The organism is Stenotrophomonas sp. 85239_Sma, assembly GCF_056481725.1.
In genome coordinates, this window is record NZ_CM151163.1 from 614,289 (window position 1) to 632,594 (window position 18,306).

At 69.5% G+C, this 18,306-nt stretch carries 12 protein-coding genes; all 12 read left to right on the forward strand.

The window, feature by feature from the left end:
- Positions 1-155 precede the first annotated feature (155 nt).
- The 12 genes from ACYKG1_RS02790 to ACYKG1_RS02845 all read left to right on the forward strand — a co-directional run bounded on the left by ACYKG1_RS02790 (position 156) and on the right by ACYKG1_RS02845 (position 18,306).
- Positions 156-7,682 carry an ESPR-type extended signal peptide-containing protein gene (locus ACYKG1_RS02790; RefSeq protein ID WP_478471792.1) on the forward strand — a complete coding sequence of 2,509 codons (7,527 nt, stop codon included), beginning with the start codon at positions 156-158 and terminating at the stop codon, positions 7,680-7,682.
- Between the two features lie 157 nt (positions 7,683-7,839).
- Positions 7,840-9,693, forward strand: a complete 1,854-nt coding sequence (locus ACYKG1_RS02795; protein ID WP_478471794.1) for a S8 family peptidase — start codon at positions 7,840-7,842, stop codon at positions 9,691-9,693.
- A gap of 136 nt (positions 9,694-9,829) precedes the next feature.
- A complete protein-coding gene (gene gspE, locus ACYKG1_RS02800; protein WP_478471796.1) occupies positions 9,830-11,551 on the forward strand; it encodes a type II secretion system ATPase GspE in 1,722 nt (573 codons plus the stop codon).
- A gap of 24 nt (positions 11,552-11,575) precedes the next feature.
- On the forward strand, positions 11,576-12,796 hold the full coding sequence (gene xpsF, locus ACYKG1_RS02805; protein WP_014035932.1) for a type II secretion system protein XpsF: 1,221 nt from the start codon (positions 11,576-11,578) through the stop codon (positions 12,794-12,796).
- A 49-nt stretch (positions 12,797-12,845) separates the two neighbouring features.
- Positions 12,846-13,289: a type II secretion system major pseudopilin GspG gene (gene gspG / locus ACYKG1_RS02810; protein ID WP_087921484.1), complete on the forward strand. Its 444-nt coding sequence runs from the start codon at positions 12,846-12,848 to the stop codon at positions 13,287-13,289.
- Positions 13,290-13,295: 6 nt separating this feature from the next.
- Positions 13,296-13,790, forward strand: a complete 495-nt coding sequence (xpsH, locus tag ACYKG1_RS02815) for a type II secretion system protein XpsH (protein WP_262083085.1) — start codon at positions 13,296-13,298, stop codon at positions 13,788-13,790.
- Complete coding sequence (xpsI, locus tag ACYKG1_RS02820; protein ID WP_478471797.1) at positions 13,787-14,206, forward strand: type II secretion system protein XpsI; 420 nt, start codon at positions 13,787-13,789, stop codon at positions 14,204-14,206. Before xpsH ends, xpsI begins: the two co-directional genes overlap by 4 nt.
- On the forward strand, positions 14,203-14,835 hold the full coding sequence (locus ACYKG1_RS02825; RefSeq protein WP_262083087.1) for a type II secretion system protein J: 633 nt from the start codon (positions 14,203-14,205) through the stop codon (positions 14,833-14,835). The genes xpsI and ACYKG1_RS02825 overlap by 4 nt, the downstream gene beginning before the upstream one ends.
- Positions 14,832-15,695, forward strand: coding sequence for a type II secretion system minor pseudopilin (locus ACYKG1_RS02830; protein WP_100471242.1), 864 nt, complete (start codon positions 14,832-14,834; stop codon positions 15,693-15,695). The genes ACYKG1_RS02825 and ACYKG1_RS02830 overlap by 4 nt, the downstream gene beginning before the upstream one ends.
- Positions 15,692-16,837, forward strand: a complete 1,146-nt coding sequence (locus ACYKG1_RS02835) for a PilN domain-containing protein (RefSeq protein ID WP_478471798.1) — start codon at positions 15,692-15,694, stop codon at positions 16,835-16,837. Before ACYKG1_RS02830 ends, ACYKG1_RS02835 begins: the two co-directional genes overlap by 4 nt.
- The gene (gene gspM / locus ACYKG1_RS02840; protein ID WP_478472689.1) at positions 16,818-17,531 is read left to right on the forward strand and encodes a type II secretion system protein GspM; all 714 of its coding nucleotides are present in this window, start codon (positions 16,818-16,820) and stop codon (positions 17,529-17,531) included. Before ACYKG1_RS02835 ends, gspM begins: the two co-directional genes overlap by 20 nt.
- Positions 17,521-18,306: a hypothetical protein gene (locus ACYKG1_RS02845; protein ID WP_478471800.1), complete on the forward strand. Its 786-nt coding sequence runs from the start codon at positions 17,521-17,523 to the stop codon at positions 18,304-18,306. Before gspM ends, ACYKG1_RS02845 begins: the two co-directional genes overlap by 11 nt.

An 18,306-nucleotide genomic window follows, 5' to 3' on the forward strand; every position in this document is an offset into this window, starting at 1 on the left:
CCGCTTGGCGCACGCGCTCGGTTTTCTGTCGCTGCGCGCCGTTCGGCAATACCCGCAGTAAATCACGCGAATAAACGCCCCCAGGGGACGTTGGACCAGAAGGTCCGGCGGTGGCGTTGCTTTGCCCAAAACCAGTCCAATCAGGAGCCGTACCGATGAATCGGATTTATCGCAAGGTCTGGAACAAAGCATTGGGTCAGTTGGTGGTGGCCTCGGAACTGGCTTCCTCCGACAGCGGCAGCGGCGGGGTGGTCGACCAGCGCCGCAATGCGACTCAGGCCACGCCCGCCCTGCTGGCGGTGGCACTGGGCCTGGTAGTGGGATTGGGCATGAGCGGTTCGGCCGCCGCACAGTCGGTGCAGATCGGCGGCAGCGCCACCTGCGTCGCATTCAGCGGCAAGCTGCTGGAAAAGTGCCTGATCGAAGGCTCGGCCAGTGCCAAGGGCAGCAACGCGGTGGCGATCGGCGGCAACAGCAGCGCAAGCGCGGCCAACAGCGTGGCGCTGGGCGCCGGCTCCAAGGCTACGCGCGCCAACACGGTGTCCGTCGGCGATACCGGCAAGGAGCGGCAGATCACCAACGTGGCCGCCGGTACCCAGGGCACCGATGCGGTGAACAAGGCGCAGCTGGACGCGCAGGCGCGCGCCACGCAGGCCGCGCTGGCGGACGTGGCCGCAGATGGAAACCGTTATTTCAAGGCCGACGGCGCAGGCGATGACAGCGACGCGGCGAAGATCGAGGGGCAGGGCGCAGTCGCGGCGGGTGCGGGGGCACAGTCGCTGGCCAACGCCACCACTGCCATCGGCACCCAGGCCATCGCCGCTGGCATCGGCGCCAGTGCCTTCGGCCAGGGCGCATTGGCGATCGGCGATGCAAGCGTGGTGGTCGGGCAGAGCGCTGCGGCATTCGGTCTTGGCGACACCGCAGTCGGCGCAAGCGCTACCGCAGCCAGCGAAAACGGTGCGGCCACCGCACTCGGCGCCCTGTCCGAAGCCACCGCCGATGGCGCCACTGCCGTGGGTGGTGGTGCCGTGGCGATGGGCCCGGGCAGCACCGCACTGGGCCGCGGCGCCACTGCAGCCAACGAAGCATCGATCGCGGTGGGTGCGTTCAGCACCGCCGTCGGTGAATACAGCACCGCGCTGGGTTCGAACTCCGCTGCGGTTGCCACCGGCAGCGTGGCGCTGGGCGCCGGCTCGCTGGCCGACCGCGTCGATACTGTTTCCGTGGGCGCTGCCGAATATGGCCTGACCCGCCAGATCACCAGCGTGGCCGCCGGTACCGAAGACACCGACGCGGTCAACGTCGGCCAGTTGAAGGACGTTGCCGCCGTGGCCGATGCCACCGCCAAGCGTTTCCAGGCCAACGGCAGCAGCGACAGTGATGCCGGCGCGCTGGCCGAGGGCGACGAGGCGCTGGCGGCCGGTGAGGCCGCCAATGCGATCGGCAAGGGCGCGACCGCCGTGGGCGCCGGTGCTGCGGCTGTCGCGCAGAACGCCACAGCCGTTGGCAACAACGCACTGGCCTCGGGCCAGAACAGTGCCGCGTTCGGTAACAACGCGCAGGCCAATGGCCCGGGCAGCGTTGCCGTGGGTGGCGCTGCGGTGGATGCCGATGGCAACCCGCTGATCACCAGTGGTGGCGTGCCGGTGGAAACCGGCGCCACCAGTGCAGGTGTCGGTGGCACTGCGGTCGGCGCCAGTGCCGAAGCCAGTGGATTTGCAGCGTCGTCGTACGGTGTCGGCGCCTATGCAGCCGGTGCGCAGGCGTCGGCGTTCGGTGCCGTCGCCAATGCCATCGGTGATTACTCCACCGCGCTGGGTACGCAGAGCAACGCGACCGGCACCAGCAGCGTGGCCATCGGTGGCCCGGCCGACCTGATTCCGGGCCTGGGCTTCTTCGTACAGACCCAGGCCAGCGGCGAAGCGGCGACGGCCGTCGGTGCCGGCGCCATCGCCAGTGGTGACCGCGCCGTGGCCAACGGCAGCCTGAGCGAAGCCTCCGGCGCCGAAGCAACCGCGGTCGGCTACTTCGCCTATGCGCCTGGCGAGAACGCCAGTGCACTGGGCGCACAGACCTGGGCCAGCGGCGCGCAGAGCACCGCCGTGGGCTACTACGCCACCGCACGCGGGGCCAACAGCGTTGCGCTCGGTGCCAACTCCGAAGCGGTGCGTGCCAACAGCGTGGCGGTCGGCAGTGCCGGCAACGAGCGGCAGATCACCAGCGTCGCCGCCGGCAATGAAGCCACCGACGCGGTGAACAAGGCGCAGCTCGACGCCGTGGCCAGCACCGCCGATACCACTGCGCGCTTCTTCCAGGCCCAGCCGGAAGCAGGCAGCGATGCCGGTGCAATGGCCGAGGGCGAAGGTGCGGTTGCGGCAGGCTCGTCGAGCAATGCGATCGGCGCCGGTGCGGTTGCGCATGGCGCAGCGGCCTCGGCCATCGGTGACGACGCCGTGGCGGTGGGTCGCAACAGCAACGCCACCGGCAATGGCGGTGTTGCCATCGGTGGCCTCGGCCAGGCCTACGATGAGTACAACCAGCCGATCATCGATGCCGACGGCACGGCGCAGCAGGTCGGCACCACTGCGGTTGCGGACGCAACGGCGGTTGGCAGCGGTGCGCAGGCGACCGGTGCCGCCAGCAGTGCGTTCGGCAACGCCGCCAAGGCCAGCGGCGACAACAGCTTCGCGGCCGGCGGCAAGTCGCGTGCGACCGGCAGCTACGCGGTCGCGGTCGGCGACAGCGCCTTCGCCAGCAGTGATGACAGCACCGCCGTTGGCGGCTACAGCTGGGCCACCGCCAGTGGCGCAAGCGCCTTCGGTTCCGGCGCATGGTCGACGGCCACCAACGCGTCGGCGTTCGGCAATGCGGCATGGGCCAGCGGCAGCGGCGCGACCTCCATCGGTTACAACAGCTGGGCCAACGGCGCCAGCTCCACCGCCGTCGGTCGCGGTGCCTTCGGTTATGGCGACAACAGCGTGGCGCTGGGCTTCCAGGCGCTGGGCAACAGCCTCAACAGCATCGCCATCGGCACCAACACGGTGGCCGGTGGCGAAAGCGCGATCGCACTCGGTGCCGGCAGCAACGCCAGCGCCAGCAATGCCGTTGCACTGGGCGCCGGCTCGGTCGCCAACCGCGCCCGCAGCGTTTCGGTCGGCAGCGACGGCAACGAGCGCCAGGTCACCAACGTCGCTGCCGGTACCCAGGCGACCGATGCGGTGAACAAGGCGCAGCTGGATGCCGTGGCAGGTGCAGCAGCCACTACCAGCCGCTTCTTCCAGGCCAGCGGCAACGGCGACGATGTGGCCGGTGCGCTGGTGGAAGGTGACAACGCATTGGCCGCAGGCGATGCGGCCAACGCCATCGGCAATGGCGCCACCGCACTGGGCAGCGGCGCCAACGCGCTGGCCAACAATGCCCAGGCGCTGGGCTTCAATGCATTGGCCACTGCGGCCAACGCCAGTGCCGTCGGTGCCAATGCGCAGGCCACGGGCGAGTACGCCACCGCGCACGGTGCGGAAAGCGAGGCCAGCGGGGAGCAGAGCGCGGCGTTCGGCGCGGCCAGCATCGCCAGCGGCGCAGGCAGCACCGCTACCGGCGTGCTGTCCGAAGCCTCCGGCGAGGAGGCCGTGGCGGTGGGCTACTTCAGCAACGCCAGTGGCAGCGGCTCCACCGCGGTCGGCAGCGAGAGCGTCGCCAGTGGCACCGCGTCGGCAGCGTTCGGCATCGGTGCCGAGGCAACCGGCGGCTACAGCACCGCCATCGGTGGCTATGCCCAGGCGTCGGCCTTCAACGCCACCGCCTTCGGCAACTTCGCCAATGCCTCCGGCTCCAACAGCGTGGCGCTGGGCGGCGACGCGGAAGCGTCCGGTGCCTACAGTACGGCCACCGGCCAGGGCAGCCTGGCTACCGGCACCAACAGCGTCGCCGTCGGCGGATCACTGTTCGGCGTGCTGGCCACCGAAGCATCGGGCAACTACTCCACCGCCGTCGGTGGCGGCGCCTGGTCCGGCGGCATCAACAGCACCGCGCTGGGCAATGCGGCCGAATCTCGCGCTGCCAACAGCGTGGCGTTGGGCGCCGATTCGATCGCCGACCGTGACAACACGGTGTCGGTCGGTGGTGGTGGCAATACCCGCCAGATCACCAACGTGGCCGATGCCACGCAGGGCAATGATGCGGTCAACAAGAACCAGCTCGATGCCGTAGCCGCGGCAGCGGAAAAGACCAGCAAGCAGTTCCAGGCCAGCGGCAGCGCAGATGGCGAAACGGGGGCGCTGGTCGAGGGGGACAACGCGCTGGCGGCCGGTGATGCGGCCAACGCCATCGGCAACGGCGCCACCGCGCTTGGCAGCGGTGCCAACGCGCTGGCTGCCAATGCCACGGCCGTGGGCATGGATGCATTGGCCACCGGCAACAACGCGGCGGCGCTGGGCAGCACCGCACAGGCCACCGGCGACGACAGCCTGGCGCTCGGCACCGGCGCCAGCGCCAGCGAGCTCGGCGCCAGCGCAGTCGGTGCGCGTGCACAGGCGAGCGGTGCCTACAGCACTGCAAACGGCACCGAGTCCAACGCCAGCGGCACGCAGGCACTGGCCAGCGGCTTCCGCAGCACGGCCTCCGCCGATGGCACCACCGCCGTCGGCGGCTATGCCGAAGCCACCGGCCGCCTCGGCACTGCGCTGGGCTACGGTTCTGCGGCCAGTGGCGCCAACACCACGGCGGTCGGCTTCGGTGCCGCCGCCGCCGGTACCGGCGCAGTGGCTGTCGGCCAATCCAGCGAAGCCAGTGGCGAAGAAAGCGTGGCGATCGGCGGCAGCACCTTCTTCGGCCTGATCCCGTCGCGTGCCAGTGGCACAGGGGCGGCCGCATTCGGCGCGGGTGCGTGGGCCACCGAAGACTACGCCACGGCCATCGGCTGGAATTCGTGGGCGGATGCGGCGGATGCCACCGCGTTGGGTGCCAGCGCCACCGCCAGTGGATTGAACAGCGTGGCGCTCGGTGCCGGTTCCAAGGCTGAGCGCGACAATTCCGTGGCCGTGGGCACGACGGGCGGTGAGCGCCAGGTGACTCACGTGGCGGCGGGTACCGAGGCCACCGATGCAGTGAACAAGGGCCAGCTGGATGCGGTCGCCAGCGTTGCCGACAAGACCAGCCGCCAGTTCCAGGCGAGCGGCAATGCCGATGGCGAGGCCGGCGCACTGGTGGACGGCGACAACGCACTGGCCGCCGGCAACGCGGCCAATGCCCTCGGCAACGGCGCCACCGCACTGGGCAGCGGTGCCACGGTGGTGGCGGCCAACGCCACTGCGGTAGGCGTCGACGCATTGGCTACGGCCGAGCAGGGCGTGGCCATCGGCAGCGGTGCCAGCAGCACCGCAAGCGGGGCAGTCGCACTGGGCGCACAGAGCAGCAGCGGGGGCGCCGCCAGCATTGCGATCGGCGCGCAGTCGCAGTCGCAGGGCATCGGGGCGACCGCCGTCGGTAGCCTCGCCGAGGCCTCCGGTCTGGCTGCCACTGCAGTGGGCTATGGCGCGATCGCCGATGGCCGCGAAACCACAGCGGTCGGCAACTTCGCCCAAGCCAGTGGCTGGCGCGCCACGGCGTTCGGTGCAGGTGCCAGCGCCGGCTTCTTCGGCACCGCCGTGGGCAGTGCCGCGCAGGCCGCCGATGTCTCTACGGCGGTGGGCCAGGGCACCATCGCGCAGATCGCAGGCGCCGGCTTCGGTGTACAGGCCAGGGCCGGTGAGTACGGCACCGCACTCGGCAACAACGCCGCCACCGGATTGAACGGCGTGGCGGTCGGCTTCAACGCACTGGCGGGACAGGATGCAGGCAGCGTCAGCGGCGGCCAGTACACCACCGCCATCGGCAGTGAGGCATGGGCGACCGAGGACGGCGCCACCGTGGTCGGTTACAACAGCTATGCCCAGGCCACCAACGCGACGGTGCTCGGCAGCAACACCTGGACCACCAAGGACGCCGGCAACAGCGTCGCGCTGGGGGCAGGCTCGCTGGCCGACCGCGCCAACACGGTTTCGGTCGGCGCCGCACAGGATTGGGTCGATGCCGCCGGAGTCACCCACAGCGCGATCAACCGCCAGCTCACCAATGTCGCGGCCGGTACGCAGGCCACCGACGCGGTGAACAAGGGCCAGCTCGATGCAGTGGCCGCTACCGCCGATGCGGTCGGCCAGCGCTTCAAGGCCAATGGTTCGGGTACCGCCAGTGCCACCGGCACCGACGCCGTGGCCATCGGCGGCAATGCCAACGCCAGTGGCAGCCGCAGCAATGCGCTGGGCAGTGGTGCCACGGCCCTCGGCAATGCAGCGTTGGCACTGGGCGCCAACAGCGGCGCCAGCGGCAACAACTCGGTGGCACTGGGTGCCGGTTCGCGCGCGCTTGAGGCCAATGTGGTCTCGGTCGGCGGCGGCAACGGCACGGCCGGCCCGGCCACGCGGCGCATCGTCAACGTGGCCGACGGCCGCATCGCCGCTGGCAGTACCGATGCCATCACCGGTTCCCAGCTCAACGTCACCAACCAGCGGGTGGGCGCGGTGGAAACCCGCGTGGGTGATTTCGATTCGCGCATCGCCACGGTCGAGACCACCGCGGCCAGTGCGGTTGGCTATGACGATGCCAGCCGTGACCGGCTGACCCTGTCCGGTTTCCAGGGCACCACCATCGACAACGTCGGTGCCGGCAGCATCGCCGCAGGCAGCCGCCAGGCGATCAATGGCGGGCAGCTGTTCCAGTCGCTCAGTGATGCCGCCAGCTTCCTCGGCGGTGGCGCCAGCGTCGGCATGCAGGGTGTGTTCGTGGCGCCCAACTACGTGATCCAGGGCGCCACCTACAGCAACGTCGGCGATGCGCTCGGTGCGCTGGACCGCAAGGTCAGCGAGATTGACCGTCGTACCGCGGGTGGCACGCGCGCAGGTGCTTCCAGCCTGCGCGCAATGAGTGCGTCGCTGGATGAAAGCCCGCTGGCCAGCGTGGCCGACGCACCGGCAACGGCCGATGCCGCACCGGCCGGTACCGCGCGCGTGCAGGGCACGCCGACGGTCGCTGCGGCGGGGGCCGGCATTCCGGTCGGTACCCCGGCGACAGGGGCCAATGCCGTTGCGATGGGCGAGGGCGCCGTCGCCAGCGGTGCTTCGTCCACGGCCATCGGCCAGGGCGCCAGCGCCACTGCGGCAAACGCCGTGGCACTGGGCCAGGGTTCGGTTGCCGATCGTGCCAACACGGTCTCGGTGGGCAGCGAAGGCAACGAACGCCAGGTCACCAACGTCGCCGCTGGCACCACCGCTACCGACGCCGTCAACAAGGGCCAGCTTGATCGTGGCATGGCCACGGCCAACAGCTACACCGACAGCCGCGTGCAGGCCGTTGCCGACAGCTTCGATGTGTTCAAGGGCGAGATCGATGGACGCCTGCGCCACATGGACCGCCGCATCGACCGCCAGGGCGCGATGAGTGCCGCGATGCTCAACATGGCCACCAGTGCCGCCGGCATCCGCACCCAGAACCGTGTGGGTGTCGGCATCGGTTTCCAGGGCGGCGAATCGGCGCTGTCGCTGGGTTACCAGCGTGCGATCAGCGATCGCGCCACGGTCACCTTCGGCGGCGCCTTCAGCAGTGACGACAGTTCGGTCGGCGTCGGTGCCGGCTTCGGCTGGTAAGCCACTCCATTGCGCCGGCGGCCACCCACGCCGGCGCCGTACCTGCAATCAGGGCCTGGGGGGAGGTCACGGCAATCCCGGCTGGGCCGGCCGGGAGTCGTCAAGGAATGATGGCCGCAGTGTTGGTTCGATCCATGACCCAGAAGAGGAATTCGACGTGATCAAGAAGCAGAACCTTCGCATCAATGTGCTTGCCGCCGCCGTGCTGTCGATGACGGCCGTCGGTGCCGTCCACGCCGCCGGCCTGCCGACCCGTGAACCGGTGCGCCAGGCCAGCACCGCCCAACCGGGGGCCGAGCGCATCATCGTCAAGTACCGCGCCGGTACCGCTGCGGCCAGTGATCGCTCGGCCAAGCTGTCCACTGTGCAATCGGCGTTGACCCGCGCCAACCTGTCGGGGGGCACGGCACGTGCCAGCACGCTCGGGCCGCAGGTCGTGCGCAAGCTCGGCATCGGAGCCGATGTGATCCGCCTGCAGGGCCGCCTGGCCCCGGCTGAACTGCAGCGCGTACTGAAGGAGCTGAAGGCCGATCCTGCCGTGCAGTACGCCGAGGCCGACGTGAAGCTGCGCCGCAGTGAACTGCGCGCGGGCGACGTGCAGCCGGCGCTGGCGCCGAACGACCCGTACTACCAGCAGTATCAGTGGCACCTGCACAACGCTACCGGCGGCATCAACGCACCTGCAGCCTGGGATGTGTCGCAGGGCGAGGGCGTAGTGGTGGCGGTGCTCGACACCGGCATCCTGCCCCAGCATCCGGACCTGGTCGGCAACCTGCTGGAAGGCTACGACTTCATCAGCGATGCCGAGACTTCGCGCCGTGCCACCGACGATCGCGTGCCAGGCGCGCAGGACTATGGCGACTGGGTCGAGAACGACAACGAGTGCTACAACGGCTCGCTGGCCGAAGACAGTTCGTGGCACGGTACCCATGTGGCCGGCACCGTTGCCGAGCAGACCAACAATGGTGTTGGCATGGCCGGCGTGGCGCACAAGGCCAAGGTGTTGCCGGTCCGCGTGCTCGGCAAGTGCGGTGGCTACCTGTCCGATATCGCCGATGCCATCACCTGGGCCTCCGGCGGTACGGTGACGGGCGTCCCCGCCAACGCCAATCCGGCCGAGATCATCAACATGAGCCTGGGCGGCAGCGGCAGCTGCGATGGTACCTACCAGGACGCGATCAACGGCGCGATCTCGCGTGGCACCACGGTGGTCGTGGCGGCGGGCAACGAAACCGACAACGCCTCCAAGTACCGCCCAGCGAGCTGCGAGGGCGTGGTGACCGTGGGTGCCACCCGTATCACCGGCGGCATCACCTACTACTCCAACTACGGCACCCGCGTTGACCTGTCCGGACCAGGCGGTGGTGGCAGTGTCGATGGCAACCCGGGAGGCTATGTGTGGCAGTCCGGGTCCGATGCGGCCACCACCCCGGAGTCGGGCAGCTACAGCTACATGGGCATGGGCGGTACCTCGATGGCTTCGCCGCACGTGGCTGCCGTCGCTGCACTGGTGCAGAGCGCGCTGATCGCCAAGGGCAAGGATCCGCTGGCCCCGGCGGCGATGCGCACCCTGCTGAAGGAAACCGCACGTCCGTTCCCGGTCGCCATTCCGGCGGCCACCCCGATCGGTACCGGTATTCTCGACGCCAAGGCCGCGCTGGCCAAGGCACTGGAAGAACCGTGCACCGAGAACTGTGGGCCGGTGGCGACGCCGCTGACCAACAAGGCTGCGGTCGGTGGCCTCAGCGGCGCTGCCGCCAGCAGCCGCCTGTACAGCTTCGAAGCTGTCGCCGGCAAGCAGCTCAGCGTGATCACCTACGGTGGCACCGGCAACGTGTCGGTCTACATCGCCCAGGGACGCGAGCCGAGCGCCAGCGACAACGATGCCAAGTCGACCCGTCCTGGCACGTCCGAAACGGTGCGGGTGACCAAGCCGGTAGCAGGCACGTACTACATCAAGGTGGTGGGCGAAGCCGCCTACAACGGTGTGAGCATTCTCGCCACGCAGTAAGCACCTCGTGTCGTAGTTGAATGGCCGAAGCCCGTCATCCTGTGTGACGGGCTTCGTCTTTTTACGAAAGGTGGCCGCAGGGCGGCGGAAATCACGGCTTAACTGCTAAAGTCGGGCCGATTGACAGGAGAGTCACGTGAACGCGCTCGCTGCAACCGTTACCGACGACGCCGAAGGCCGCATCCTGGATGCGCTGCTGGCGCGCGGCCGGCTCAAGGAAGGAGACCTGGCACGCGCGCGGCCGCTGCATGCCGAGGCCGGTGGCAGCCTGCTGGGCCTGCTGGTGCGCCTGGGCCTGGTGTCTGAACGCGACCAGGCACAGGCCAGTGCCGAGGTGCTGGGCCTGCCGCTGCTGGAAGGCAAGCAGGTGCCGGAGGCCCCGCCGCAGGGGCTGGCCGAGGGATTGCCGCTGTCGCTGCGCTTCCTGAAGCAGTTCCACGTGTGCCCGCTGGAATTGGATGAACACGGGGTGCGGCTGTGGCTGGCCGATGCCCATGACGCCTATCCACAGCAGGCCGTGCAGCTGGCGCTGGGGGTTCCGGTGACACCCGTGCTGGGCATGCGCGCTGAAATCGATGATCTGGTCGAACGCTGGTTCGGGCAGGGCCGCAGCGCGATGGGCGCGATCGTGGAAACCGCGGACGGCGAGGGCGGTACCGTCGACGATATCGAGCACCTGCGCGACCTGGCTTCGGAAGCGCCGGTGATCCGTCTGGTCAACCTGGTGATCCAGCGCGCGGTGGAGCTGCGCGCGTCGGATATCCATGTCGAACCGTTCGAGAGCCGGCTGAAGGTTCGTTACCGCGTCGATGGCGTGCTGGTGGAGGGCGAAAGCCCGCCGGCCAACCTCACTGCCGCAGTGATCAGCCGCATCAAGATCATGGCCCGGCTCAACATCGCCGAGCGCCGCTTGCCGCAGGACGGCCGCATCATGCTGCGCGTGCAGGGCAAGGAGCTGGACCTGCGCGTAAGCACCGTGCCTACCGCGCATGGCGAAAGCGTGGTGATGCGTCTGCTCGACCGCGAAACGGTGGTGTTCGATTTCCACCGGCTCGGCTTCACCGACGCCTTCCTGCCGCAGTTCCGCAAGGTGCTGGAACAACCGCACGGCATCCTGCTGGTAACCGGCCCGACCGGCTCGGGCAAGACCACCACGCTGTACACCGCGCTGAGCCAGCTCAACACCGCTGACGTCAAGATCATCACGGTGGAGGACCCGGTCGAATACCAGATCGAGGGCATCAACCAGATCCAGGCCAAGCCGCAGATCGGCCTGGACTTCGCCAATGCGCTGCGCAGCATCGTCCGCCAGGATCCGGACATCATCATGATCGGCGAAATGCGCGACCTGGAAACCGCACGCATCGCCATCCAGTCGGCGCTGACCGGCCACCTGGTGCTGTCCACCCTGCACACCAACAATGCTGCCGGTGGCATCACCCGACTGCTCGACATGGGCGTGGAAGACTACCTGCTCACCTCCACCATCAACGGCATCCTGGCCCAGCGCCTGGTGCGCCGGCTGGAGCCGACCCACGCCGAGCGCTATGCCGCTTCGCCGGAGGAGATCGAGCGGTTCGAGCTGCGCCGCCTGCAGCCGGAAGGGCCGATCCACCTGTACCGCCCGAAGGCATCGGCGCTGGCGCCGACCGGCTACCTGGGGCGTACCACCATCATGGAATTCCTGGTGATGAACGATGCGCTGCGGCGTGCGGTGATGCGTCGCGATGGCATGGGCGAGATCGAGCGCATCGCCCGCGAAGCCGGCATGCGCACCATGTACGAAGATGGCCTGTCCAAGGCATTGAGCGGGCAGACCACCATCGAGGAAGTGCTGCGCGTGACCGAGGAAAGCTGATGCGCGCAGGACGCCGGGGCTGACATGCCGAACTATCGCTACAAGGCGCTCAATCCGCATGGCGAGGTCTTCGACGGGCAGATGGAAGCGGCCAGCGAGGCCGAGCTGATCGCGCGCCTGCAGGACCAGGGCCACCTGCCGATGGAGACGCAGCTGGCCGATGCCGGCGCGATCGGCGGCAGCAGCTGGCGCAACCTGCTGCAGCAGCGCCCGCTGCAGGGCGCCGCATTGCTGCAGTTCACCCAGCAGCTGGCGACCCTGCTCGGTGCCGGGCAGCCGTTGGACCGCGCGCTGTCGATCCTGCTGGGCCTGCCCGAAGACGAACGATCACGCCGCGCGATCACCGACATCCGCGATGTGGTGCGCGGCGGTGCGCCGCTGTCCACCGCGCTGGAACGCCAGCATGGGCTGTTCTCGCGCCTGTACGTGAACATGGTGCGTGCCGGCGAAGCCGGTGGCAGCCTGCATGAAACCCTGCAGCGCCTGGCCGATTACCTCGAACGCAGCCGTGCGCTGCAGGGCAAGGTGATCAACGCGCTGGTCTACCCGGCGATCCTGCTGGTGGTGGTCGGTGGCGCGCTGTTGTTCCTGCTCGGTTATGTGGTGCCGCAGTTCGCGCAGATGTACGAGAGCCTGGATGTGGCATTGCCGTGGTTCACCAATGCAGTGCTGCAGCTGGGCCTGTTCGTGCGCGACTGGTGGGTGCTGCTGCTGGTGGTGCCGGCACTGGTGGTCTTGTTCTTCGAGCGCAAGGCGCGGCAACCCGCGTTCCGGCTGGCGCTGGATGGCTGGCTGCTGCAGCGGCGTGGCATCGGCCGCCTCGTCGGCGAGCTGGAAACCGCGCGGCTGGCGCGTACGCTGGGGACGCTGCTGCGCAATGGCGTGCCGCTGCTGGGTGCGCTGGGCATTGCCCGCAACGTGCTGGGCAACCGCGCGCTGGCCGCCGACGTGGAAACGGCTGCCGATGAAGTCAAGAACGGTGCCGGGCTGTCGCTGGCACTGTCGCGCGGCAAGCGGTTCCCGCGCCTGGCCTTGCAGATGATCCAGGTCGGCGAGGAATCCGGCGCACTCGATACCATGCTGCTGAAAGCCGCCGACACGTTCGAACAGGACAGCGCCCGGCGCATCGACCGCATGCTGGCGGCGATGGTGCCGGCGATCACCCTGGTGCTGGCCTCGGTGGTCGGCGCGGTGATCGTGGCCGTGCTGGTGCCGCTGTACGACCTGACCAATGCCATCGGTTGACGATGGCACTCCCTGCAACCCCGACACTCCGCAACTGAAAGGACCGTCCATGATTGCCCGTCGCCGACCGATCCGCCTTTCCTTCACCGCCGCGCGCAACCAGTCGGGCATGAGCCTGCTGGAAATCATCATCGTCATCGTGCTGATCGGCGCGGTACTGACCCTGGTCGCCAGCCGCGTGCTGGGCGGCGCCGACCGTGGCAAGGCCAACATCGCCAAGGCGCAGGTGCAGACCGTCGCGTCCAAGATCGACAACTACCAGATCGACACCGGCAAGCTGCCGGGCACGCTCAATGACCTGGTGACGGCACCGGCCGGCGTCGGCGGGTGGCTGGGCCCGTACGCCAAGCCGGCCGACCTGAACGACCCGTGGGGCCATGCACTGGAATACCGCGCGCCGGGCGAAAGCCAGCCCTATGAGCTGGTCAGCCTGGGCAAGGATGGCAAGGCCGGCGGCAGCAGCGTCGACGCTGACATCCGCTACCAGCCGTAACCGCGCATGACGTATTTCCTGCCGCGCCGGTTGCCCCACCCGCGCCTGCACGGCAGGCGCGCGGCCGGACTGTCGCTGCTGGAAATGCTGCTGGTGATCGCCCTGATCGCGGCGATCGGCCTGATCACGGCTGCTGGCCTGTCGCGCGGTTTTGCGGGCATGCAGCTGCGCAGCGCCGGCAAGGACATCGCCAGCCAGCTGCGCATGGTGCGCGCGCAGGCAATCGCCCGCGGCGAACCGCAGCGCTTCGTGATCGAACCGGCACGGCGCCGCTGGGAGGGTGCCAGCCAGCGCCACGGTGAGGTCCCGGCACAGCTGCAGGTGCAGTTCGAAGGCGCCGCACAGCTGGCCACCGCGCCGGGGCAGGGGGTGATCGAATTCCATCCTGATGGCGGCTCCAGCGGTGGTCGCATCCGGTTGCAGCGCGACGGTGCCGAATGGCGCATCGACGTCGGCTGGCTGACCGGCGAGGTCCGCTCCGGCCCCTGGCGGGTGCAATGAAGCGGCGCGCGCGTGGCTTCACCCTGCTGGAAGTGATCATCGCCTTCGCCCTGCTGGGCCTGGCGTTGACCCTCCTGCTGGGCAGCCTGTCCGGAGGCGCCAGGCAGGTACGGGATGCCGAGCTGCGCACGCGCGCGGTGCTGCATGCACAGTCGTTGCTGGCCGAGGCCGGCGTCGGCGCGCCGCTGCAGGTGGGCAGCCAGCAGGGTGACTGGGAACAGGGACGCTATCACTGGGAACTGCAGGTTCAGCCGTGGGTGGAGCCGCGCGCCGGCAACGTCGTGCAGGCAACGTCGCCGGGCACCCCATGGCTGGCGGAGCTGAAGCTGCAGGTGCGCTGGGGCGACAGCGAGCGCGAGCAGCTGCGCTGGCGCAGCCTGCGCCTGCTGCCGCCCGACCTGGAGAATGCACGGTGAGGCGCCGCACCGCAGGTTTCACCCTGGTCGAAGTCATGCTCGCGACCGTACTGCTGGCCGGCGGCCTGGCACTGGCCTTTGCCAGCGTGCGTTCGGCGATGGCGGTCAGCCAGCGCGGTGAGCAGATTGCCGCCGAAAGCGAACGCATGCGCGCAGTGGAGTCTTTGCTGCGCAGGCAGTTGGCGGGCGCATTGCGCACCCCTCTGGAGGCCCCGGACCCCACCCGCGAACCGCTCTTCTTCCAGGGCGAAGAGCAGCGCATGCTGTTCGCTGCCGACCTGCCCGGATACCTCGGCCGTGGCGGCCCCTACCTGCACGCGCTGCAGGTGGACGGGCGCAATGGCCAGCAGCGCCTGCTGCTGGACCTGGTGCTGCTGCAGGAAGGCGAGCGCATCGCCGAGAATCCGCCACGCCCGCCGGAGGTACTGGTGGAGAACCTGAAGTCGGTGCAGCTGCGCTATCGCGGCATCGATGCCAGCACCGGGCAAGTGACCGACTGGCTGCCGCGCTGGGATGACACGCGTCGCCTGCCGATGCTGGTGGAGATCCAGATCGTGCCGGTCCGGGGCGCGCCGTGGCCGCCGCTGGTGGTGGCGCCGCGTGCCGGTGGCAGTGGAGGCGCGCGATGAACCGTCAGGGCGGGGCGGCATTGGTGCTGGTGCTGTGGCTGATCGCGTTGATGACGGCGCTGGTCGGCGCGTTCGCGCTGAGCGCGCGGGTCGAACACCTGCAGCAGCGCGTGCTGGATGACGATGCACGCGGGCAGGAACGTGCGCGCGCCGGCCTCGAGTATGCACTGCTGCGCCTGTCAGCCGATCCGCAGCGGGCGCCCTGGCGTGCCGATGGCCGTACCTACCGCTGGCAGTTCGATGACGCCAGCATCGAGATCAAGGTGCTGGATGAGAACGGCAAGATCAACCTGAACCTGGCCGATGCGGCGCTGCTGACGGCCTTCCTCAAGGCGCTTGGCGAAGACGATGCACAGGCCCGGCAGTTGGCCGGGGCCATCATCGACTGGCGCGACGAGGACAGCCTGCTGCAGCCGGGCGGTGGTGCCGAAGCGCAGGACTACGCCGCGGCCGGGCTGCCCTACGGCCCGCGCAACAGGCGGTTCGAGACCCTGGGCGAGCTGCAGCGGGTCCTGGGCATGCGCGGACCGCTGTACCGGGCGATGCTGCCGCACCTGACCCTGTACAGCCGCCAGGCACGGCCGGATCCGCAGTTCGCCAGCGCGCCGGTGCTGGCTGCGCTGGGGCTGGATGCGGACAGGGTGCTGGCGCAGCGCGCACAGCAGGAGCGTGATGCAGATTCCGCTGGTGGTACGCCAACGCTTGCCAGCAGCAGCGGCACCTATAGTATCGAGTCCGGTGCCATCGACCGCAGTGGACGCAGGTCGGTGCTGCAGGCCGTGGTACGCAGTGGCTCGGGCGGGGTTCCCGGGCGGACCTACACAGTGCTTCGCTGGGAGCAGGGAATGACAGCAAGATGACGGCGTGGCAGGACACTCTGCGGCAGGTGCAGGGCCGGATCGGCCCGGGCGCTGGCCGTTTCCTGCGCTGGTGGCGGCAGTCGCTGCTGGCCTGGGTGCCAGTGCGCTGGCAATGGGCATTGGGCTGGGGCCAGGCACGGCTGCTGCTGCAGCATGAGGGTGACCAGCTGCAGGTCTGGCGTGAAGCCGGTGAACGCCGCGAAGCGGTGGCGCGCCTGCCGTGGCCGCTGTCGCCGGTGGACCTGGACCGCGTGCTGGAGCCTCGCCTGCGCGGCCTGCCGCGGGTGTGGCTGCTGCCCGCCAGCGCCGTGCTGCGTCGCGATCTGCGGCTGCCGGCCGCCGCCGCCGACCGCCTGCGTGCGGTGGTCGGCTTCGAGATCGACCGCCAGACGCCGTTCGAATCCAGCCAGGTCAGCTATGACGTGCGCGAGCTCGGCGCGGCCGGCGAGGGCCAGCTTCAGGTCGAACTGGTGGCGTGGCCGCTGCGGCAACTGGAAGCATGGCGCACGCATGTGGGCCAGTGGGCCGATGCGCTCGCGGGCGTCGATGCCATCGATGCGCAGGGCAACGTGCTGCAGGTGAACCTGCTGCCGCCTGCGCAGCGCCAGCTGCGGCCAGACCCGATGCGGCGCTGGAACCTGCTGCTGGCGGTGGCTGCCGTAGTGATGCTGGTACTGGCCGCGGTGCAGTTGCTGGACAACCGCCGCGCCGCAGCCGACGAACTGCGTGCCGAGGTGGAACGCAGCGCGCGCAGCGCGCGTAGCGTGGCCAGTGAACGCGCGCAGCTGCAGGCGCTGATCGACGGCGCCGCGTTCCTGGAGAAGCAGCGCAGCCAGCGCGCCGGTACGGTTGAGATCTGGAACGAACTGACCCGGCGCCTGCCGGAAGGCACCTACCTGGAAAAGCTGGCGATCGAAAACAACAACCTGCAGCTGATCGGCCTGAGCCGCGAGGCATCGCAGCTGGTGCAGCTGCTGCAGGACGCACCGCAGTGGCGCAAGGTCAACCTGACCGGGGTGCTGCAGGCCGATGGCGCGGCCAGTGGCCGCGACCGCTTCACCATGACCGCCGAACTGCAGCCGTTGCCGGCCGCCACACCAACCCCGGAGGCGGCCGATGCCGATGCCAAGCGCACGCCGTGACCGCTGGCTGGCGCTGGCACTGCTGCTGGCAGTGCTGGGCCTGGCCTACCTGCTGCTGGTGCACCCTTGGTTCACCCAGCCGCTGCGTGCGATCGACGCCGATGTCGCCGCCCTGCGCGAACGCGAGTCGCGCGTGCAGGCGCAGCTGCAGCAGCAACCGCAGATCGAACAGCGCCTGCGTGCCACCCGCGAGGCATTGCAGCAGCGGCCGGGCTTCCTGCGCGAAGCCACTGCCGAAGCTGCCGCCGCTGCATTGGGCGCCCGGCTGCAGGATGCGGTGGCAATGGCCAGCCCGGGCAATCGCAGCTGCACCATCAGCAACCGCACGCCGCTGACCGACAACCGCCGTGACGCCGAATTCGTGCGCGTCGCCATGCAGGTGCGCCTGCGCTGCGGCGTGGCCGAACTGGCCACCGTGCTGCACAGCCTGGAAACCGGCAGCCCGCGTCTGTTCGTCGACAACCTCAACCTGATCGCGCAGCGCTTCCAGCAATCGCCGAACGAATCGGGGCTGGGCCTGGACGTGTCCTTCGAGCTGGCCGGGTACCTCCTGCCCGGTGCCGCTGCCGATGGCAGGGTCGCTGCGCCGGCTGCGGCACCTGGCACCGCACCATCCGCTTCGCCGGAAGAGGCGGCACCTGCGCCCAACCCGGCGCCCCCGTCCGACGGACAGGAGGTGGCCGATGAAGCTTGAACAGATCAGCCTGCGCACCGGCTTCGTGCTGGCGTTGGCCGGTTGGGCGGCCGCCGTCTGGCTGGCGACCGGCTTCGGGCTGGGCAGCCATCTGCCGGGTGCCGGTGGTGATGCCGACGCCGCGGCTTCGCTGCCACAGTTGCCGCCGCTGGCCGCCGAACGCATGGCCAGCGCCGACAGCTATCGCGTGATCAGTGAGCGCCCGCTGTTCGCCGAGGATCGCAGGCCGCGGCCCTACCTGCTGGGTGGCAGCGAACCGGCGGCCAGCGCCGCGCTGCGCCTGACCGGCGTGCTGCTGACCGGCGATTTCGGCATGGCCACGTTCACCACTGAACAGAACCGCTCGCTGCGCCTGCGCCTCAACGGCGAAGCCGTGGATGGCTGGCAGCTGGTGGCGCTGCAGCCGCGCCAGGCCACGGTGATCGGGCCCGGTGGCAACCAGGTTCTCGAACTGGCGGTGTTCAACGGCCAGGGCGGTGAGCCGCCAACGGTGCTGCGTGGTGCCAATGGTGCGCCGCCTGCAGGTGCGATCGCTGTGCCGCCCTCGGCGGGCGCTCCGCCAGCGCCGCCACCGGCCGCGGCACCCCCATCGCCGTCGCCCGCTGGCAATGCACCAGCGCCCGCGGCGACAGCTGCAAAAACACCACCGGCCAACAACGGTCCCAGCGAAGCGCAGATGCAGGCCATCCGCGAACGCATCCAGGCCCGCCGCCGCCAGCTGCAGCAACAGCAGCAACAACCGTCGCCGCCCCCGGGCGATGGCACCAACCGATAG